This is a genomic window from Magnetospira sp. QH-2 (assembly GCF_000968135.1).
Classification (GTDB): Bacteria; Pseudomonadota; Alphaproteobacteria; order Rhodospirillales; family Magnetospiraceae; genus Magnetospira.
This window is the reverse complement of the sequence record NZ_FO538765.1, coordinates 3045003-3063615: the sequence shown is the minus strand read 5'-3', so window position 1 is coordinate 3063615 and position 18613 is coordinate 3045003. Positions and strand designations below refer to the sequence as shown.

Annotated in this window: 20 protein-coding genes; 1 reads left to right on the top strand and 19 read right to left on the bottom strand. The window is 60.3% G+C overall.

What is annotated here, in order from left to right:
* The first annotated feature begins 50 nt into the window (after positions 1-50).
* The gene (locus MGMAQ_RS14500) at positions 51-728 is read left to right on the top strand and encodes a Fe2+-dependent dioxygenase (RefSeq protein WP_046022105.1); all 678 of its coding nucleotides are present in this window, start codon (positions 51-53) and stop codon (positions 726-728) included.
* A 21-nt stretch (positions 729-749) separates the two neighbouring features.
* Here the strand turns inward: MGMAQ_RS14500 and MGMAQ_RS14495 are convergent, their stop codons facing one another.
* The 19 genes from MGMAQ_RS14495 to MGMAQ_RS14405 all read right to left on the bottom strand — a co-directional run bounded on the left by MGMAQ_RS14495 (position 750) and on the right by MGMAQ_RS14405 (position 18600).
* On the bottom strand, positions 750-1571 hold the full coding sequence (locus MGMAQ_RS14495; RefSeq protein ID WP_046022104.1) for an LOG family protein: 822 nt from the start codon (positions 1569-1571) through the stop codon (positions 750-752).
* A complete protein-coding gene (locus MGMAQ_RS14490; protein WP_046022103.1) occupies positions 1568-2026 on the bottom strand; it encodes a molybdenum cofactor biosynthesis protein MoaE in 459 nt (152 codons plus the stop codon). Before MGMAQ_RS14490 ends, MGMAQ_RS14495 begins: the two co-directional genes overlap by 4 nt.
* 1 nt (position 2027) lies before the next feature.
* Entirely contained in the window at positions 2028-2279 is a 252-nt protein-coding gene (moaD, locus tag MGMAQ_RS14485) for a molybdopterin converting factor subunit 1 (RefSeq protein WP_046022102.1), read from the bottom strand.
* Positions 2276-2776, bottom strand: coding sequence for a molybdopterin-guanine dinucleotide biosynthesis protein B (gene mobB, locus MGMAQ_RS14480; protein ID WP_046022101.1), 501 nt, complete (start codon positions 2774-2776; stop codon positions 2276-2278). Before mobB ends, moaD begins: the two co-directional genes overlap by 4 nt.
* Positions 2773-3345, bottom strand: coding sequence for a CDP-diacylglycerol--glycerol-3-phosphate 3-phosphatidyltransferase (gene pgsA, locus MGMAQ_RS14475; protein ID WP_046022100.1), 573 nt, complete (start codon positions 3343-3345; stop codon positions 2773-2775). Before pgsA ends, mobB begins: the two co-directional genes overlap by 4 nt.
* Before the next feature lie 33 nt (positions 3346-3378).
* A complete protein-coding gene (gene uvrC, locus MGMAQ_RS14470) occupies positions 3379-5250 on the bottom strand; it encodes an excinuclease ABC subunit UvrC (RefSeq protein ID WP_046022099.1) in 1872 nt (623 codons plus the stop codon).
* A gap of 339 nt (positions 5251-5589) precedes the next feature.
* Complete coding sequence (folB, locus tag MGMAQ_RS14465) at positions 5590-6027, bottom strand: dihydroneopterin aldolase (RefSeq protein WP_046022098.1); 438 nt, start codon at positions 6025-6027, stop codon at positions 5590-5592.
* Between the two features lie 13 nt (positions 6028-6040).
* Complete coding sequence (locus MGMAQ_RS14460) at positions 6041-6799, bottom strand: SDR family oxidoreductase (protein ID WP_046022097.1); 759 nt, start codon at positions 6797-6799, stop codon at positions 6041-6043.
* The gene (locus MGMAQ_RS14455) at positions 6796-7767 is read right to left on the bottom strand and encodes a calcium/sodium antiporter (RefSeq protein WP_046022096.1); all 972 of its coding nucleotides are present in this window, start codon (positions 7765-7767) and stop codon (positions 6796-6798) included. Before MGMAQ_RS14455 ends, MGMAQ_RS14460 begins: the two co-directional genes overlap by 4 nt.
* A gap of 76 nt (positions 7768-7843) precedes the next feature.
* Positions 7844-8326, bottom strand: a complete 483-nt coding sequence (locus tag MGMAQ_RS14450; RefSeq protein WP_046022095.1) for an RNA pyrophosphohydrolase — start codon at positions 8324-8326, stop codon at positions 7844-7846.
* Positions 8323-9789 (bottom strand): divergent polysaccharide deacetylase family protein, encoded by a 1467-nt coding sequence (locus MGMAQ_RS14445; RefSeq protein WP_046022094.1) that lies wholly within the window; start codon positions 9787-9789, stop codon positions 8323-8325. Before MGMAQ_RS14445 ends, MGMAQ_RS14450 begins: the two co-directional genes overlap by 4 nt.
* A 33-nt stretch (positions 9790-9822) precedes the next feature.
* Positions 9823-11118, bottom strand: a complete 1296-nt coding sequence (locus tag MGMAQ_RS14440) for a S41 family peptidase (protein ID WP_046022093.1) — start codon at positions 11116-11118, stop codon at positions 9823-9825.
* Complete coding sequence (locus MGMAQ_RS14435) at positions 11115-12263, bottom strand: murein hydrolase activator EnvC (protein WP_046022092.1); 1149 nt, start codon at positions 12261-12263, stop codon at positions 11115-11117. Before MGMAQ_RS14435 ends, MGMAQ_RS14440 begins: the two co-directional genes overlap by 4 nt.
* 58 nt (positions 12264-12321) lie before the next feature.
* Positions 12322-13884: a 2,3-bisphosphoglycerate-independent phosphoglycerate mutase gene (gene gpmI / locus MGMAQ_RS14430; protein WP_046022091.1), complete on the bottom strand. Its 1563-nt coding sequence runs from the start codon at positions 13882-13884 to the stop codon at positions 12322-12324.
* Between the two features lie 97 nt (positions 13885-13981).
* Positions 13982-14614 (bottom strand): FecR domain-containing protein, encoded by a 633-nt coding sequence (locus tag MGMAQ_RS19790; RefSeq protein WP_052716418.1) that lies wholly within the window; start codon positions 14612-14614, stop codon positions 13982-13984.
* Positions 14602-15093 (bottom strand): hypothetical protein, encoded by a 492-nt coding sequence (locus MGMAQ_RS19785; RefSeq protein WP_052716417.1) that lies wholly within the window; start codon positions 15091-15093, stop codon positions 14602-14604. Before MGMAQ_RS19785 ends, MGMAQ_RS19790 begins: the two co-directional genes overlap by 13 nt.
* A gap of 12 nt (positions 15094-15105) precedes the next feature.
* The gene (locus MGMAQ_RS14415; RefSeq protein ID WP_052716416.1) at positions 15106-16140 is read right to left on the bottom strand and encodes an adenylate/guanylate cyclase domain-containing protein; all 1035 of its coding nucleotides are present in this window, start codon (positions 16138-16140) and stop codon (positions 15106-15108) included.
* Between the two features lie 10 nt (positions 16141-16150).
* Positions 16151-18214 (bottom strand): HD domain-containing phosphohydrolase, encoded by a 2064-nt coding sequence (locus tag MGMAQ_RS14410; RefSeq protein WP_082085459.1) that lies wholly within the window; start codon positions 18212-18214, stop codon positions 16151-16153.
* The gene (locus tag MGMAQ_RS14405) at positions 18214-18600 is read right to left on the bottom strand and encodes a DUF1987 domain-containing protein (protein WP_046022090.1); all 387 of its coding nucleotides are present in this window, start codon (positions 18598-18600) and stop codon (positions 18214-18216) included. Before MGMAQ_RS14405 ends, MGMAQ_RS14410 begins: the two co-directional genes overlap by 1 nt.
* Positions 18601-18613 lie beyond the last annotated feature (13 nt).

Here is an 18613-nt window from a genome sequence, read left to right as displayed (position 1 = left end):
GTGGTCGGGAATCGCCGCACAATGGCTTCGCTCAATACAGGGAGGGGGCCATGTTCGTTCGCATTCCAAAGCTTCTCAATGATCAGGCGCTGGCACGAATTGACGAAATTCTTGCCGAAGCGCCGTTCATCGACGGCAAAAAAACCGCCGGGGCTCAGGCTCAGAAGGTCAAGAACAACCTACAGATGGACCGGGAGAACACCCCCGATGCCAAGGAAGTCGAAGGCCTGATTGCCCAGGCTGTCAGCCGCCACCCGCTGATACGCACCATGGCCATGCCGGTGCGGGTCATGGCGCCGATGATCGCCCGTTATGAAGTAGGCATGGGTTACGGTATTCATTCGGACAATCCCTTTATTGGCGGCAAGGCGGGGGAACTGCGCAGCGATCTGTCTTGCTCCGTGTTCCTCAGCGACCCAGACAGCTATGAAGGCGGGGATCTGGTGGCCATGACCGATCTGGGGCCACAGAAGATCCGACTGCCCCGGGGTGACGCGGTGATCTATCCCACGGGCACATTGCATGAGGTCACGGCGGTGACGTCAGGGGTGCGGCTGGCGGCGGTCACCTGGATGCAGAGCCGTATCGCCGATCCCCACAAACGCCAAATCCTGGCCGAGATGGATATCCTGATCCAGGGAATCTCTAAAGCGATGCCAGACAGCGCCGAGCAGCGCCGGTCTTCGAAGATCTTTGGTGATTTGGCGCGGCTGTGGAGCGTGGATTAAACGCGAATACTTTAGAGCTTGCTACAATCCGCCGCCCGGCGTGCCGAGGGCATGCTGGTTGAGTTGGTCGACCAGATAGTCAAAGGCGTCATCCACGGAATCACAGCGCTGCATCAGTTTCAGGTCCGCCGGATCAATGGTGCCCCAACGGGCCATGGCCTCCAGGTTCATCACCTGATTCCAAAACTCGGAGCCATAGAGCACAATGGGCAGCGGCTTGGTCAGTTTCTGAGTCTGCACGAGCGTTAGGGTCTCGAACAACTCATCCAGGGTGCCAAAGCCGCCAGGGAAGATGACCAGCGCCTTGGCCAGGTACATGAACCAGAATTTGCGCATGAAGAAGTAATTGAACTGGAACGACAGGTGATGAGTGGTATAGGGATTGCCGCCTTGCTCATGGGGCAGCTTGATGTTGAGTCCCACGTTCAACCCCTTGGCTTCCGAGGCGCCCCGATTGGCCGCCTCCATGATCCCCGGCCCGCCGCCGGTGCACACGACGAAGCGTTTGTGGGAGTGATCCAGTTTTTTTGACCATTCGGTCATGCGGTAGGCCAGTTCCCGGGCATCTTCATAGTAGCGCGACATTTCCAGGTCGATTTCCGCCTGCTTGATCTTGTCCTTCTTGTCCTTGTCGAGGGCTTTCTGCAGGCGTTTCTCGGCCTTTACCCGGGGCAATGTGCGGGCCGAGCCCATGAAGACGATGGTGTCGGTGATGTGGTGTTTTTCGAACCGGGTCTGAGGACCTAGGTGTTCCGCCAAGATACGCAAAGGGCGACCGTCGCGGGATTCCAAGAAACTATCGTCCAGGTAGGACAGTTCCGGCAGGTCATCGTCGCCATTCATTGGTTCGTCTCCCGGTTCCATTGTTGGGCCGCAAAGTCATCACTGTCCTTTGCTTCAACCCATTGATCCCCATCGCCGCCGTGTTCCTGCTTCCAGAACGGGGCCTGGGTTTTTAACCAGTCCATGAGGAAACGGGCGGCCTGGAAGGCGGCGTCCCGGTGAGCCGATGCGGCAGCCACCAGAACGATCTGTTCCCCGGCTTCAAGGCGGCCGAAACGATGGATGATCAGGCTGTTTTCCAATGGCCAGCGTTTCCGGGCCTCGGCTTCGATTTTTTCGAGTTGTTTTTCGGTCATGCCGGGGTAGTGCTCCAGGGTCATGGCCCCTTCGCCACCGGTCAAATCTCGGACCAAACCAACGAACAGGCAGACCCCGCCAATGGCTTTGTTGCCGTCGGTAAAGGTGGCCAGTTCGGCGCCCACGTCGAAGTCTTCGCGTTGCACCCGAACGACCATGTCAGCCCCCGGTAACCGGCGGGAACAGAGCGACTTCATCCGTGGCCGAGACCGGCGAGTCGGATCCCACATAGTCCTGATTCACCGCCACTCGAACCAGGGCCGGGTCTTCGAGCGCCGCCGCGTAGCCCGCGCCTTGGCCTTTGAGCCAGTCCAGAAGAGCCCCAACGGTGGTTACATTGGCGGGTGGAGTCAGGTCTTCCTCGCCGGTGCCGATGCGTTCGCGGAACCAGGCGAAATAGAGCATCTTCATGATATCAGCTCCATATGGGTCTCGATAAAAGTGGCGATGGCGTCCACATCGTTCAAGTTGATCACCGGCAGCGGGCAGGAGTCCAGTTCGGCGTCGCTGGCAACCGCGACGACGGTCGGGTCATCGGCACCACGCAGGGGCTTGCCGGTGGCGGGCCGGTGAATTTCCATCTTGGGAAAGGCATGGGACTTAAAGCCCTCGACAATGACCAGGTCCACCGGCGCCATGCGAGCCAGCAGGTCGGTCATGTCCGGTTCCGGATCGTTCCGCAGTTCATGCATCAAAGTCCAACGCTGGGAAGAGGCAACCATGACTTCCGTTGCCCCGGCTTCACGGTGGCGATAGGAGTCCTTGCCCGGGGTATCCAGGTCGAACTTGTGGTGGGTATGCTTGATGGTCGAGACCCGGTGGCCGCGGGCTATGAGCGCTGGCAGCAGCTTGGCGATCAAGGTGGTCTTGCCGCTGCCACTCCAGCCGATCAGGCCGAATGCCTTCATGGGGCGTCCATCTCCCGAATATGGCGCAGCCCGGCGATCAGATAGTCGAACCCGGTGATCAGGGTCAGAAGTGCCGCTCCCCACAGGCCCCAAATACCGATCTGCAACGTGCTCAAGGGTCCGAAGTCGGGTCCGGCGGTGCCGACCATGAGAAAGCCCAGGGCGAGGATCTGCAGTGTTGTTTTCCATTTGGCCAGCAGGCTCACCGGTAACCCGACTCGGGCTTCGGCGAGGACTTCGCGCAGGCCGGAGACAAGAATCTCGCGGCATAGGATCACGGCGGCGGGGAGGATATGCAAGCCGCCCAGGCGCTCGAAACCGACCAGCATCAAGAGGACCGCCGCCACCAAGAGCTTGTCGGCAATGGGGTCAAACATGCGTCCGAATGCCGATTGCTGGTTCCAGGCGCGCGCCAGATAGCCATCGAAGAAATCGGTGATGGCTGCATAGGTGAACACGGCGAATGGAGCCCAATGGCCATAGGGATAGGGCAGGAAGAACAGCCCCACCACCACCGGAATGGCCAGGATGCGTGTCACGGTCAGGATATTGGGCAGGGTACTCAGCATAAGGAACGTCCGCGTTCAGGCCGGGGCGGCATCTTAGACTCCTCCATGGAACCAGTCATAGAGTTTCTTCGCCAGGGCGGCTGAAATTCCCGTGACAGCCTCCAGGTCGGCCAGTCCGGCCTCGGAAACCGCCCGGGCCGAGCCGAAATGATGCAACAGGGCTTTCTTGCGTGCGGCGCCGATGCCGGGAATATCGTCCAGGGGTGATTGCGTCGTGCGCGCGGCGCGTTTCTGGCGGTGGCTGCCGATGGCGAATCGGTGGGCCTCGTCGCGCAGCCGCTGGATGAAATAGAGCACCGGATCCCGGGCTTCCAATTCCAGCACCGGCTGATCCGGTCGATGCAGGCGTTCCCGTCCGGCGTTGCGGTCGGGTCCCTTTGACACCGCCACCAGGGGTAGGTCCTCGATACCCAGGTCGGCGAAGACCTCGGTGGCAATCCCCAATTGACCCTTGCCGCCGTCAATGAGCACAAGGTCCGGCCATTGTCCCGACTGGCGATCCGGGTCTTCCTTCAGCGCCCGCCCGAAACGGCGGCTTAACACCTCGCGCATCATGCCGTAGTCGTCACCGGGCGCGATGGCGCTTTTGATGTTGAATTTGCGGTAGGCCTTTTTGTCGAAGCCTTCCGGACCGGCGACGATCATCCCACCCACCTGTTGGGTGCCCCGGGTGTGGGAGTTGTCATAGACTTCGATACGCCCTGGGGGGCCCTCCAGGCCCAGTACGTCGGCCAGGGCTTCCAGAAGCTTGCGTTGCGCGCTGGTTTCGGACAATCGGCGGGATAGGGCTTCGGCGGCGTTGCGGGCGGCATAGTCCACGGCGGCCCGCTTTTCGCCCCGTTGCGGTGCTTCCACCCGAACTTTCCGCTTGGCGCGCACGCCGAGGGCTTCGGTGACCAGATCATGATGGGGCAGACGGCGGTCCAGGAGCACCAGTTTGGGCGGTCGGCGGCTGGCATAGAATTGGCCCACGAAGGCCTCCAGGATCTCGCCTGTGCCGTCTTGCTTGGCATGGGCGGGGTAGTAAGCCCGGTTGCCGTAGTTGCGTCCGCTGCGAAAGAAGAATACCTGGACGCAGGTCTGACCGCCTTCTTGATGCAAGGCTATCACATCGGCCTCGGCGACGCCTGACAGGTCCACCTCCGTGTGGGCCTGCACCCGGGTCATGGCGCGGATGCGGTCGCGGTATTGGGCGGCGGCCTCGAAATCCAGATCGTCCGACGCGGCTTGCATAAGGCTCGCCAAGTGTTGTTGGATTTCCTGGCTACGACCGCTCAGGAACGCCTGGGCCTGGTCCACCAGGGCTCCGTACTCGGCTTCCGAGACATGGTCCACGCACGGGGCGCAGCAGCGTTTGATCTGATGCAGCAGGCAGGGACGGGTACGACCGACAAAGATGTTGTCGGAGCAGGTGCGCAGTAAAAAGGCCCGTTGCAGCACCTGCAAGGTCTGGTTGACCGCCCAGGCCGAGGCGAAGGGGCCAAAATACAGATTGTCCGGCTGATGGGCCCCACGGTGCTTGAGCACCCGGGGAAAGGCATGATCGCGGGTCAGGCGGATCTCCGGGAAGCTTTTGTCGTCGCGTAGAAGGATGTTGTAGCGCGGCTTGAGGCTTTTGATCAGGTCGGCCTCAAGCAGCAGCGCTTCGGCCTCGGTATGGGTGGTGACGATCTCAAGAAAGTGGGTTTCCAACACCATCCGGCGGATCCGCGGCCCGATCCGCTCGGGGTGGGTATAGGCGACGACCCGTTTGCGCAGGTTCTTGGCCTTGCCCACGTAGAGCACCCGGCCCTCGCCATTGAGCATGCGATAGACACCGGGGGAGCCAGGAAGTTGAGACAGCTTTTCGGCGATCAACGCTGCCCCGGTGACCGCGTTAGGCCCCGATTCGGGAATTTCCTTCATGTTATTAGGGTCTTCGCTCATGGAATGATTTACGGACCCTTAACGCGCCCCGTCAAGGCTCTCGAACTATCCACGATTTCTGTGGATAAAGGTGTGCGCAACCTGGATGACAAAGGCGTGACTCGACAGAGACAGTGGCTTTCTGAATGTTGCACAAAAATTAGCCAATTCTGTAAGTCGTTGTTATGTAATGTTTTTATTTTTTCGTATTCATGTCAAAACTACCCCTTGACTCATGGGGGCGGTTCAAACTAAGCGCATTAAGGCGAAACAGCGCCTGTGCACAACTCTCCGAAGGTAGTGCTGTAGGCGCCCGGAATTGCAGGGTTTTTCGACGCGTTAGCCGCGGGACTCCGGGGCTGCGTTTTGATTGATCCGCTCAATCTCCACACCCGCGCTAGTAGCGTCCTGAAAAACATCGAGTTTTTCGATTCGCACCCGGGCCACCCGGACCCTGGAATCGGAAAAACACATCTCGGCCACCTGTTCGGCCAGGGTTTCGACCAAATTCACATGATCGCTGGAGACCAGATCCCGAATGCCGTTGGCGATGCCTTCGTAGCAGACCACGTTGCGGATATCGTCGCCCAACTGGGCTGTCTCTTCGCTGACGGCCAGATCAAGATTGATGCGGATCCGCTGCGGGGCCGTTTTCTCATGATCATGAATGCCGATGGAGCAGGGCAGCACCAGATCGCGGATAAATACATGGCGAACGGCATTGCGGGCATCGGCAAAATACTGCGGCTGAATAATTTGGGCGGCACCGGCGGTCATGGATCAGGCATTCCTATTCGTCAGGCGGGGCGTCGTGGGGTGGGTGGATCCAACCCAGATGCTGGCCGCTATCGAGGGCTATCATTTGCCCGGTCATGGCGGGCGCCGCAAGGATAAATCGCACGGCGGCGCAAATCTCGTCCAATCCGGCGGGGCGTTGCAGGGGCATGGCCCGCCATTGGGTTTCAAACTGCTGTTCGCTTTGGCGCGGGCTTGGCAGGGTCGGACCGGGGCCAATGGCATTGACCCGCAAGCGCGGCGCCAGGGCCACCGCGAGAGTCTGGGTCAGGGTCCAGAGCCCGGCCTTGCTCAGCGTATAAGAGGTGAAATGCGGGGTCAGGTTCCACACCCTTTGGTCGATGATATTGATAACCTGACCTTGGGCCGCCTCGGGCAATTGGTCTGCCAGGGCCTGGGTCAGCACGAAAGGCGCCCGCAGGTTGACCTCCATATGTCGGTCCCATGAGTCGCGAGAGGCGCCAAGGGCGTCGTCGTGCTCGAATACCGAGGCATTATTGACCAGACAGGAGAGCGGGCCCAGCTTGCTGGCGGCCCGATCAATGAGGGTTGCCACCTGGGCTTCGTCGGCCAACTCGGCATCGACGGCGATGGCGCGCCCCCCTTGGGCGTGGATATCGGCGACGACTTTGTCGGCTGGCTCGGCCGATTGATTATAGTGAATGGCCACCGCCCATCCTTGGGCGGCCAGATCAAGCGCAATGGCGCGACCGATGCGGACACCGGCTCCGGTTACCAATGCCGCCTTGCTCATGCGGTGAAGTACTCCACGACCTTGACCGGAAAGCGCGTGGCCTGGGCCACCACATAGCCGCCATAGGCAAACAGGAAAATGCCGGCCTCGATTCGATTGAATTCCCGGTTGGTGATGGCGAAGGGGATCATGATCAAGGTCGCGATCAGCATGACCCAGATATCGAAATAGAAGATCTGGTCGGGCACCGGTATGGGATGCACCACTGAGACGATGCCCGCGATGCCGAGAATATTAAACAGATTGGAACCGATCACGTTGCCCAAGGCCAGATCCGAATGACCGCGCAGGGCGGCAACGACCGAGGCCGCCAGCTCCGGCAGCGACGTGCCGAAGGCGATGACGGTCAGGCCGATCACTTCCTCGGAAACGCCGAATTGTCGGGCCAGTTCCGTGCCGCCCTCCACCAGTTGATCGGCGCCGTAGAGCAAGGCGATCAAACCGGCGATGGTCATCAGCCAGGCAACAACGATAGGGCCCTTGACCTCGCCAATTTCCTCGACCTCCTCGGACAGGCTGTCGCTGACGCCGTCTTGGCCCTTCATGGTCGTGCGCAGGAAGGCGGCAAAAGCGATGATCAGGACAATGCCGCCGATCATGTCGATTTCGCCTCGCAAGACCAGTCCCGAAAACAAGAGCGTACCCACAATAAGGACGGCGCTGTCGCGCAGGAGGGTGCCATGGCCGGTATCGATGGGCTTGAGCAGTGCCGCCGCACCAAGAATCAGCAAAACGTTGGCGATATTGCTGCCCACCAGATTACCCAGCGCCATGCCGCCAGAGCCGCCCAGGGTAGCTTGCAGAGACACCACAAGTTCCGGGGCCGAGGTGCCGAAGGCCACCACGGTCATGCCAATGATCAAGGTTGAAACGCCAAGGCGTCGGGCAACGGCGACCGCGCCGCGCACCATTACTTCGGCGCCACCGAGCAGCAGCACGAATCCCAGGGCAATCTGCAGGTAAAGCATTTCGTCCGTTTCCGAGTGGGACAGGGAAGATGTTTATAGTCGCGGGAGAACGGGATGTCATCCACGGACTTAAGGCTTACTCCACCAAGTGACGAAATTCATCGACCAACTGAAGATAAAGGGGGCGCTTGAAGGGCACGATCAAGTCCGGCATTTGTATAAAAGGCAGCCATTGCCAGGTACTGAACTCCGCATGGGTGGCCTCCAGGTCGATGTCCGCGTCACTGCCGGTAAAGCGCAGGGCGAACCAGCGCTGAGTCTGACCCCGATAGCGGCCTTTCCACACCTTGTCGGCGATTTCCGGAGGCAGATCGTAGGACAACCATTCACGGCTCTTGCCGATGATCTCGGCCTTGTCCGTGCCAATCTCTTCTTTTAGTTCGCGCCGCAGGGCTTCCTTGGGGCGCTCATTGTCGTCGATGCCCCCTTGCGGGAACTGCCAAGCCGCTTGTTTGGTGTCGATGCGTTGGGCACCGAAAACCAGGCCTTCTTTGTTGAACAGCACGGCGCCGACACCCCGGCGGTAGGGCCGCTCTTCAAAGGGGAGGACATGGCTCATTGATCTGTTGTCTCAGTGGTCTCGGAGGTCATGGTCTCGGAGGTTTCCGTTGCAGGGGCCTGTTCGACGACAGCCAGAGCGGAAATGGGTGCGATCACCGGTTCGGTGGGTTCAAGAACGGCGATCCAGCGGCTCAGACGATCGAGGGTCGACGGATAGGGGGTGGCCAGCACTACCACGGTTTTTTGCAGCTCAGCGGTACTGACGATCTTGCGCAGGCTATCGTCGATATCGAGCTTACCCGGCTTGTCGCCTATTCGCATATCCACCACCGCATAGGGGACTTCGAGTTTTTGAGCCACACCGACGGATTTGAAGTTGGCCGAGGCCTTGTTGTCCACCCAGATAATGCCCCGTTCCTTCAGATGCCGCATCAGCGGCGTGGTGACGGTTTCCTCGGCGGTGAAGCGCGAGCCCATATAGGCCAAGACGCCAACATGCCCGGGGAGCGCCGCCAGCATGCGGTCGAGGCGTTTGTTGTTCTCCGCGGACTCAAGCGGGCTGAGCAGGGCCAACGGGCCGGGATCGCTCTTCGGGAAATCTTCGGGTTCCAGAGGGATCTGGACCAGGGTTTCGTGGCCTTTCTCCCGGGCCAGAGCGGCATAGTCCGCCAAGTCCTTGCCATAGGGGCTGAAGGCCAGGGTCACACTGCCCGGCAGGTTCTCGATGGCCGCCATGGTGGCTGATCGGCTGAGTCCCAAATCGGTGACGATGATCGCCACTTTGGGCCGGTCCCCTGGATCCTGGAAATCCCGGGCATAGAGCTTCCAGGGCTCCAGACCTTCGGGTGAGACCAAGGGCAGGGGGCCAGCTTCTCCCTGTTCCGTCACATCGGCGATGGGTGCCTGGGTCAAAGCCGTTTCGGCCTTGGGCATCATCATTTCGTCAAAGGCGGTGGCGGGGGTGGAAGAGACAATCACCCCGGCGCCCGCCCCTTCGGATTCGCCTTCCTTGGCCAGATCGCTCAGGGATTTCTCGCCTTCGGGTGTGTCCCCGCCTTCCGCGCCTTCTTCGCCTTCCGTGGGAGTATCGCCATCGGTGGGGGGAGTCAGGCCGCCCGTACCATCTCGATTGGGGATTTGTAAGGAAACGACGTTGGACCCTTTGCTCGGGCCACCATCGCCACCGGAGAGCAGGAATACCGCCACGCCACCGATCACCGCCAAGGCGCCGACGCCGCCACCGGCGATCATCAGCAGTTTCTTGTTCTGCGCCAGTTTGCCGGTCAGCTTCGAGAAGTCGAACTTGCGCTTGCCCGAGCCTTCGTCGTCCTCGTCTTCATAGTCGCCAAGGTCTTCGCCGTCGTCACCCTCATCGGTGCCGCCGCCGTCCCCGCCATCATCGTCGTCGAAGTCTTCGTCAAGGACATCGGGATCGTCTTCTTCGTCGAAGTCGTCCTCGTCGTAGTCCTCTTCGTCCTCTTCGGCGCCTTTCTTGGCGAACAGCTTTTTGAGGAAGTTCACCGCCCGCTCCCTGAGTTGGACCCGTTAAAAGCCCTATTTTTGACCGCCAAACATGGCGATTCCCTTAATAAGATCGACCGCACGCATCAATTGGAAGTCCAAAACCTCTTTTTTCTTTTCATCTTCCGCCTTGTCGGTTTTGTTTTCTTCCTCCTCGGCGGGTCCATTCTTGCCTTTATCCAAGGCCCCCCTCAGGTCCGCTTCGCGACGGCCATGGCGGGTTTCCAGTTCTTCGACCTTGGCCGGCGCCACCTGAATATCCGGTTCGATGCCGGTGGCCTGAATGGAGCGGCCCGACGGCGTGTAATAGCGGGCCGTGGTCAGCCGCATGGCGCCGTGGCCGGGCAGCGGAACAATGGTCTGCACCGAGCCTTTGCCGAAGGTTTTGGTCCCCAACAAGATGGCACGGCCATGGTCTTGCAACGCACCGGCAACGATTTCCGATGCCGACGCCGATCCGCCATTGATCAAGATCACCACCGGTAGCCCGCCGGTGATATCCCCGGGGCGGGCATTGAAGCGTTGGCTTTCATCCGGATCGCGGGAGCGGGTGGAAACGATCTCGCCCTTGTCCAGGAAAGCGTCGGAGACAGCCACCGCCTGATCCAACAGGCCCCCCGGATTGTTGCGCAGATCGAGCACCAGGCCCTGCATCTGATCGCCCATTTCTTCCTTCAGCTTGTCCACCGCATCGCCCAGGCCCTTGGAAGTGTTCTCGCTGAACGATGTGATGCGCACGTAACCCACCTTGTCCTCGGTTCGCGAGCGCACCGAGCGGAGCTTGATGATCGCGCGGGTGATGGTCACATCGAAGGCATCCTGGCCCTCGCGACGCACGGTGACGGTGATGTCGGTGCCCACCTTGCCGCGCATCTTCTCCACCGCCTTTTCCAAGGTTAGGCCCATGACCGCCTCGCCGTCCAAGTGGGTGAGGAAGTCATTGGTCTTCAATCCGGCGCGGAAGGCAGGCGTGTCGTCGATGGGCGAGACCACCTTGATCAGGCCGCCTTCCATGGTCACCTCGATGCCCAGGCCGCCGAACTGGCCCCGGGTCTGCACCTGCATGTCGCCGTAGGTTTTCTTGTTCATGTAGCTGGAATGGGGGTCGAGGGACTTCAGCATGCCGTTGACGGCGGCCTCGATCAGATCCCGGTCGGCGGTTTCTTCCACATAGTTGGCGCGGACCCGCTCGAACACGTCGCCGAACAAATTGAGCAGTTCATAGGTTTCGGCGGGGTTCTGCCCCTCCGCCCAGGCCTGTTTGGAGCCCTGGGGCGCGAACGCCAGCGTTGTCGCCAGAAGGGTGAGCGCGATCAGCTTGGTCTTCATCCGTTTGCCTTACCTTTTTTCGCTGCCAGCCAGGGCAGGGGGTTGATGGGCTGGCTGTTTCTGCGTAATTCCAGATACAGCGTCGGCCTGCCGGTTTTGGGCGTTCCCATGACGCCGATGGGTTCGCCAGCCAGGACAATCTGTCCGATGGTGCCATCGATTCGGTCCATCCCTGCCAGCAGCGTATGGTATCCCTCGCCATGCTCGATGATCAAGAGCCGCCCGTAGCCGCGAAAAGGACCGGCGAAAACCACTTTGCCCGCATGGGGCGCGATGACCCGGGCATTGCGGCGGGTCTCGAAGGTCAAGCCCTTGGACGTTGCCCCCTGACGCTCTTTTTGGCCATAGCGCACAACAATGCGGCCCAGAGCCGGGAATGGCAGTTTTCCCCGTGCGGCAGAGAGAGGTTTGGCGGCGGCTTTCTGTCGCGCCGCTTGCTGTTGCTGCTTTTGAGCGTTCTTGGCTTGGGCGGCCTTTTTCTTCCGCTCGGTTTCCTGGCGTTCCTTGTCGAGGCTATTGACGAGATCGTGCAGATCTTTCGATTTGCGGGCCAGGGCGGCGACCCGTTTGGCCGCGGCGGCGCTTTCCCGGCTCAGGCTGTTGTAGAGCTCGGCCTTGCGGCGGAGCAACTTGTCCAGATCCCGCTGTTCGCGCCCCAGGCTTTCATTGGCCCGTTGCAGTTCGGTCTTTTCCCGTTCCAGCGCCGCACGGGTATCGGTCAGCGAGGCCACCTGCTGGCGCAATACTTCGGTCCGTTGGCGCACTTCCGGTAGCGTGGCGCGCAACAAGATGGCGGCGCGCACTGTCTCGGCGGGCTTGTTGGGCAGGGCAAGCAAGGCTTCCGGTGGATAGCGGGCGAGGCGCTGGACGGCGAGCAGCAGGCCATCGAATTGTTTGCGCTGGCGCAGTAGGTCGTCGCGCTTGATGGCTTCCTCGGTTTCCAGGTCGGCCAAGCGGTCCTCGATCTTCTCCACCGCCTTTTCCTGGCCCTGGGTCTTGCTGCCGGCCTTGACCAAGGTGCGGCGCAGGGTTTCCAGTTCCTGCTTAACCTGTTCGGCCTTGATTTGCAGGGATTTCTGCCGTTCCCGGTCCTGCTCCAACGCCTTTTGGGTCTGCTCCAATTCCTGCTCGGCGGGGGCCGCCATAGCGATCCCCCATATCCCCAAGACCAGAGCCGGGACCAGGAATGCAAGCAGGATGGACCTATTGAGCAGCGGCAACCTGCTCTCCCGTTTCGACAATCAGCGACTGCCCGGTCATGGCTTCCGGCTGGGGCAAATCCAACAGCCGCAGCAAGGTCGGAGCCACGTCGGCCAGGCGTCCGCTGCGCAGTCCATTGGCCCAAGCGGGCGCGTTGACCAGGATTGCCGGGACCGGATTGAGGGTATGAGCCGTATGGGGCTGGCCGCTTTCCAGGTCCACCATCTGCTCGCAATTGCCGTGGTCGGCAGTGATGAACAGGGTACCTCCAGCGCGGATCACCGCATCTTCCAGCCGTGCCAGGCTGGCATCAACGGTCCGAGCCGCCGTCATGGCGGCTTCGAGAATGCCGGTGTGGCCAACCATATCGCCGTTGGCGAAGTTGACGATGACAAGATCAAAGGTCCCACCATCAATGGCTTCCACCAACCGGTCTGTCACTTCCGGAGCGGACATTTCCGGTTGTAGATCATAAGTAGCCACCTTGGGCGAGGGGATCAGGATCCGCTCTTCGCCGGGGAATACCAGTTCGGTACCACCGTTGAGGAAGAAGGTCACATGGGCATACTTCTCGGTCTCGGCGATGCGCAATTGAGTGCGTCCGGCCTCGGAAACCACCTGACCCAAGATATGGTGCAGTTCCTCCGGCGGGAACATGATGTCCAAATAGGCGTTCAGGTCCTTGGAGTATTCCACCAGACCCAGCTTTCCAGCCCAGGTGATCTGCCGAGGGCGGGCAAAGCCATCAAAGGCCGGATCGACCAGGGCGGCGAGGATCTCGCGGGCCCGATCGGCGCGGAAATTACCCATGATCAGGCCGTCGCCGTCTTGCATGCCCGTATATCCACCGATCACCGTTGGCAGCATGAATTCGTCGGTCTTGCCATTGTCATAGCTCTGGCGGATGGCGGCCAGGGCATCGTCGGCCCGTTCACCGTCGGCGTCGACCAGGGCCTTGTGGGCCAGTTCCACCCGTTCCCACCGCTTGTCCCGGTCCATGGCGTAATAGCGACCGGAAACCACCCCGACGCTCACCTTCAGGCCCGCGCAATCGCCGAGGAATTTCTCCAGGTACCCCAAGGCGCTGGAAGGCGGTGTGTCGCGGCCATCCAGCAGGGCGTGGACGATCACCGGTACCCCGGCCTCGGACACCACCTGGGCAATGGCGGCCATCTGATCTTGGTGCGAATGCACGCCCCCCGGAGACATCAGACCCATGAGATGACAGGCGCCGCCACTGTCTTTCAGCGCATCAATCAGCTTGGTCAGCGCGGGCAGTTGGGCCATGGAGCCGTCGGCGACGGAACTGTCGATGCGCGGCAGGTCCTGCATGACCACCCGCCCGGCGCCCAAGTTCATGTGCCCCACCTCCGAATTGCCCATCTGGCCTTCGGGGAGGCCGACCTCGAGAGCCGAGGCGTCCAGGTGGGCGGTGGGACAATCGCGAGTCAGGCGGTCCCAATTGGGGGTTTCGGCAAGGGCGACGGCGTTGTTGTCACTGTCGGCGCGATTGCCCCAACCATCGAGAATGCATAAAACGACCGGGCGCGGGGTATCCGGAGCCATGGCGCAGGCCTCTTCGCTAGGGGTTACGGGGTCAGGCTTCTTATATATAGGCTTCCCAGGGCACTTGGGAACACATCTTGGTGAAGCCTGGGATGCGTTATCGGAAGGCGACGGTCGCCTTGGCGCGCTCAAGCTTGTTGCCGCCCCATTTCTTGGGCGGGGCCGGAGCGGTGTCTTGGTTCTTGATCAGGGTGCCGTCACCGACCTTCATCAGGTCCACGCGACCGCCGCGGGTGGTGACCACGGCGCGGGTGCCGTCCAGCAGCGCCACCTGGAAATCGCCATCCAGCTGGCCGCCCCAAACGGTGGTGCCGCGAATACCGATGGTGGCTACCGGCGTTTCGATGTCCATGCGTCCGCCCTGTTTGGCGATGGCCCCGGAAACGGCTGAAAAAGCGCCCGATAGAAGGCGTAAGACCATTTCGCCACCGTCTTTGGGACTGCTGAAGGCGATGACATTGAAGCTTGCGCGTTCGCCCAGGAACAAAGTGGAGCCGTCCCCCAGTTCCACTTCCAGCCGGGAATTCGCGCCGGTGGAAAGAATATCGCCAACGCGGACTTCCGTCCCCACGGCCAGCGTTCGGGGCTGGGCATCGAGCAACGCGACGGCACTGCCTTGCACCCGCAGGACCTTCCCCGCCGGTTCACCGGGCTGTCCGGCCCAGGCGGTGATAGGTAGTCCGCCGAAGGCGATTACCCAGACAAGAACGAATAATCTTACCAACCCCATCGGTCCAACCAATCCTTGTTGTCCATGGTTTTATCGCCCAGATACATCCAGCGCAGAGGCATTTCCCACGGCCCGGCGCGCCCGGTCATCATGTCCTTCATCAAGTCGCCCCAGACGCAGGACTGCTTATAGGCCATACCCATGGGGTTGTCGCAGGGCATCATGGCGATGGCGTCATACATGGCCCGTGCCTTGATCCGCTGATCATTGAACGGGTAGCGCATGTTGCGCAGTTCGTTCATGAAAGCAATATCGCAACCGCAATCCATTTCGCCTTGCTGAATATAGCAATAGTCATGTCGGCGACAGGCGTCGTCCAGGGCATCGATGGGTGGCAGGCTGGCCCGCAAGGCGTTCTTCGGGTGGCCCGGCCCGCACCAATTGCCATGCATGGGCATGGTCATGCCACCCATGCTGACGGCCTGGGCGGGAAGAGCAAAGAGCAGGACACCGGCCAACAATAATAGTCGAAGCAACATGATCGCCTCCCGTTACAGCCGCTTGGAGAGTTCCGAGATGGCCTCTTCCATATGGGAAATGGCTTCCTTGGCCGCATCGCCGGTGAGTTTTTCCTTGTCCAGTAGCAGGGTCAGGCCGTCTTCCTTTTTGCGGATATAACGGCTTTGGCCCTCTTCGCCCTCGTAGATTCCCTTAACGGCAAAGGGACGCACTTCGCGGCGGATCCCCTTCACCGAGATGGCGTCTCGTGCCTCGGCATCGACGATGTCGGAAACCAGCGCATGGGTTTCCGCGGACATCAAGATGCCGCCCGGATCAGCCTGACTTTCCAGTCGGGCCGCCAGGTTCACTTCGCCGCCGATAATGGTGTAGTCCATGCGGTCTTCGCTGCCGAAGTTGCCCACGTTGCAATAGCCGGTGTTGAGGCCGACGCGCATTTTGAACGGCTTTTCGAAGCCTTGCGCATGCCATTCCACTTCCAGATCCGCCAGCTTGCGCTGCATATCCAAAGCCATGCGGACACAGGCCTTGGCGTCTTCTTCAACGCCCTTGGTTTCCGGGTCCCCGAAAAAGGCCAGGATCGCATCGCCGATGAACTTGTCGATGGTCGCGCCGTGTTTCAGGGCAATGGCGGACATCTCGGTGAAATACTTGTTCAGCAGATCCGTCAGGTCTTCCGGCTGCATGTCTTCGGTGGTCTGGGTGAAATTCTTGATGTCGGAGAAGAACACCGTCAACTTCTTGCGCTCGGTGGCAAGGGCCACATCCCGGTCGCCCTCGAAAATCGAGTTGTAGACCTGCGGAGAAAGATATTTGGAAAGCTTGGTGGAGAGCCCTTCCAGCATCAGATTCTTTTCGTCCAGGGATTTGGCCAGTGCGTTGAGCTCTTCCTCGTTGCGGTCGCTCATGCGCACCAACCGCTTGGTGGACTTGAAGAGCTTCTGATAGTCCTTGAGCAAGGCTTCGAATTTGGCGGCAGCTTCTTCGTCGACGATGAGGCCCTCGGACAGCAGCTCCTTGGCCTTGTCGATAACTGCTTGTTCTTTTTTGTAGAGTTCGAAACTCATCGCCGCCCCCTTAACGTTCTGCCTGTTCCGCCGAGAGGTACTGCGAAATATCTACTTCGTCAATCTGCTCGGGTGTCATGAACTCCGAAGCGTATTCCTTATAGACCCCGCTGCTCAGGAACAGATCGAACAGGTCCCCATCGATATGCTGATCTTTCTTGAAGAAGCTTAGAATGCGGATCGCTTCGCTCAAAGTCTTCGGCGCCTTGTAGGGTCGGTCGGTGGCGGTCAGGGCTTCGAAGATATCGGCGATAGCCATGATCCGCGCCGGGATCGACATGTCTTCCTTGGTCAGTTTGCGCGGATAGCCGGTGCCCAGCATGGTCTCGTGGTGAGCCCCGGCGTACTCGGGGATGCGCCGCAGCTGTTTGGGGAACGGCAGGCGTTCGAGCATCATGATGGTTTGCACGATATGTTCGTTGATCTTGTAGCGCTCTTCGGCGGTCAGCGTACCGCGACCGATGGAGAGATTGTACAGTTCGCCGTAATTGTAGAGCGCTTCGGGCATATCGATCTGGAAGCCGAAAGGATTGTCGCCGTCGAAGGGATTGTCGCGGTTGGGGCGTGGCACGATGTGCTCGGGTTTGTCGCCAAGCAGTTTTTCTTCGGCGGGGACCGGCGTCGGTGCGTGGTCGGCGCAGCGATCCCGTTCGCCTTGCGACAGTCCCAGGCGGTCGTCGAAATGCCGGGTCCAGGTGCGCGCGGCAATGCCGTTCAGGCGTTCCACCTTTTCCGGCGCCATAAACTCGCCACCCACATTGCTTTCGGCGACAAAGATAAAATCATCTTCCAGGCGGGCCAACTCGGCCTCGTACTCGGCTTTCAGGTCAGCCTCGTCTCGGGTGCCTTCGAGGCGGGCATTGAGATAGGCGATCTCCGCGTCCCGGCGCAGCACCTCGAACCGGGTGCGCACTTCGTGGATGCGGTTGTAAATGGTTTCCAGCTTGGTGGCCTTGTCGACCACGTATTCCGGCGTGGTGACCTTGCCGCAGTCGTGCAGCCAGGCCGCAATGTGGAATTCCCGCCATTCGTCGTCGGTATCGAGCTGGAAATCGGCAAACGGACCATGGTTGGCGTCGCTGGCGGCTTTCACCAGTTTGGCCGATAGTTCCGGAACTCTGGCGCAATGGCCGCCGGTATATGGCGACTTGGCATCAATGGCGCCGGCAATCAGCTGGATGAAGGAGTCCAGCAAGACCCGCTGGGCTTCCACCAGATTTCTGTTGTCCAGGGCAACCGCGGCCTGGGCGGCCAGGGCCTCGACAAAATCCACCACGTTTTCGGAGAAGGGAATGACGCGCTCGCCGGTCGGGTCCTGAGCATTGAGGAGTTGCAGGGCGCCGATGACGTCGCCACCGCGCGGTTTTAGCGGAACGGTCAAAAACGATGTGGAGCGATAGCCGATCTTTTCGTCAAAGGCCTTGGTGCCACTAAAATCGAACCGGTCGTCCTCGTAGGCATCCGTGATATTGACCGTGGTTTCGGTCAGCACCGAATGGCTGACCACGTTGTGGTGGTTGCCTTCACCGGAGTCCGCGTTGAACATGGCGACGGGCGGCAGGGGAATATCCTTGCCGGTGGAACCGCCCATGGCGATATCCAGGGAATCCGTGCGCATGATCTCGAATGACAAGTGGTCATCATCGGTACGGATATACAGAGTGCCGCCGTCGGCATTGGTCAGGTCCTTGGCCCCGATCAGGATCAGTTCCATCAGGTGACTGACGTCCTTCTCCGCCGACAGGCCGATGCCCAGTTCCACCAACTTGGCCAGCTTGGCCTGTTCCTGGTCCAATTCGGCCTTATGGTCGATAATATGCTGGGCCAGGGTGCTGTTCAGTTCCGCCAGGTCGGCCTGAGCGGCCACGAGTTTTTTGTTGTCCTTGAACAGACTGCTGCTGCTGCGGTCGCTGAGGCGCACCAAGCGCTCTGCCACCTTTGTCAGCTTTTCATAGGAATGGCACAGGGTGGTGAGTTCGGAACGCAGGTGGTCCTTATCGGCCACCGTTTCCTCAAGGATGTGCTTGGCCCTTTCCAGAGCGTCGTGATCAGCTCTGAAAAGTTCCTCAGCCATCAGGTCGCGATTTCCTTTAGTACGAATTTGGCGTTTTCCAGGTCCTCGCCGAATTCCTCGCCCAGTTCCTGCATGTTATCGTCTTCTTCTTCGTAAGCCCAGGTAATGGTGACTTCGTTGCCGTCGTCCGCCGTATCGTCCAAAAGGTCGAACAGGCCCATCAGGATCTTGGCGCTGGAACTATTGAAATAGATCAGTTCGAAGTTGAAGGCGATGGCGGCGCCGTCCTGGTTGCCCAGATGCTCCTCCAACTTGGCAACAACCGGCCCGTAAAAGGCGGTGACATCCTCCGGGTAAGATTCACCCCGCAGATTGAACTTGTTGTTGGCGAAATCGAAATCAATCTCAGGGGACCGATCCGTCGCTTCGATTTTGATATTCTCCATGCTTCCCCAAACG

Excerpts from the sequence above, each read along its gene's own strand:
- MGMAQ_RS14500 (WP_046022105.1), top strand. The coding sequence starts at position 51 with ATGTTCGTTCGCATTCCAAAGCTTCTCAATGATCAGGCGCTGGCACGA.
- MGMAQ_RS14495 (WP_046022104.1), bottom strand. The coding sequence starts at position 1,571 with ATGAATGGCGACGATGACCTGCCGGAACTGTCCTACCTGGACGATAGT.
- MGMAQ_RS14490 (WP_046022103.1), bottom strand. The coding sequence starts at position 2,026 with ATGGTCGTTCGGGTGCAACGCGAAGACTTCGACGTGGGCGCCGAACTG.
- moaD (WP_046022102.1), bottom strand. The coding sequence starts at position 2,279 with ATGAAGATGCTCTATTTCGCCTGGTTCCGCGAACGCATCGGCACCGGC.
- mobB (WP_046022101.1), bottom strand. The coding sequence starts at position 2,776 with ATGAAGGCATTCGGCCTGATCGGCTGGAGTGGCAGCGGCAAGACCACC.
- pgsA (WP_046022100.1), bottom strand. The coding sequence starts at position 3,345 with ATGCTGAGTACCCTGCCCAATATCCTGACCGTGACACGCATCCTGGCC.
- uvrC (WP_046022099.1), bottom strand. The coding sequence starts at position 5,250 with ATGAAGGAAATTCCCGAATCGGGGCCTAACGCGGTCACCGGGGCAGCG.
- folB (WP_046022098.1), bottom strand. The coding sequence starts at position 6,027 with ATGACCGCCGGTGCCGCCCAAATTATTCAGCCGCAGTATTTTGCCGAT.
- MGMAQ_RS14460 (WP_046022097.1), bottom strand. The coding sequence starts at position 6,799 with ATGAGCAAGGCGGCATTGGTAACCGGAGCCGGTGTCCGCATCGGTCGC.
- MGMAQ_RS14455 (WP_046022096.1), bottom strand. The coding sequence starts at position 7,767 with ATGCTTTACCTGCAGATTGCCCTGGGATTCGTGCTGCTGCTCGGTGGC.
- MGMAQ_RS14450 (WP_046022095.1), bottom strand. The coding sequence starts at position 8,326 with ATGAGCCATGTCCTCCCCTTTGAAGAGCGGCCCTACCGCCGGGGTGTC.
- MGMAQ_RS14440 (WP_046022093.1), bottom strand. The coding sequence starts at position 11,118 with ATGAAGACCAAGCTGATCGCGCTCACCCTTCTGGCGACAACGCTGGCG.
- MGMAQ_RS14435 (WP_046022092.1), bottom strand. The coding sequence starts at position 12,263 with ATGGCGGCCCCCGCCGAGCAGGAATTGGAGCAGACCCAAAAGGCGTTG.
- gpmI (WP_046022091.1), bottom strand. The coding sequence starts at position 13,884 with ATGGCTCCGGATACCCCGCGCCCGGTCGTTTTATGCATTCTCGATGGT.
- MGMAQ_RS19790 (WP_052716418.1), bottom strand. The coding sequence starts at position 14,614 with ATGGGGTTGGTAAGATTATTCGTTCTTGTCTGGGTAATCGCCTTCGGC.
- MGMAQ_RS19785 (WP_052716417.1), bottom strand. The coding sequence starts at position 15,093 with ATGTTGCTTCGACTATTATTGTTGGCCGGTGTCCTGCTCTTTGCTCTT.
- MGMAQ_RS14415 (WP_052716416.1), bottom strand. The coding sequence starts at position 16,140 with ATGAGTTTCGAACTCTACAAAAAAGAACAAGCAGTTATCGACAAGGCC.
- MGMAQ_RS14410 (WP_082085459.1), bottom strand. The coding sequence starts at position 18,214 with ATGGCTGAGGAACTTTTCAGAGCTGATCACGACGCTCTGGAAAGGGCC.
- MGMAQ_RS14405 (WP_046022090.1), bottom strand. The coding sequence starts at position 18,600 with ATGGAGAATATCAAAATCGAAGCGACGGATCGGTCCCCTGAGATTGAT.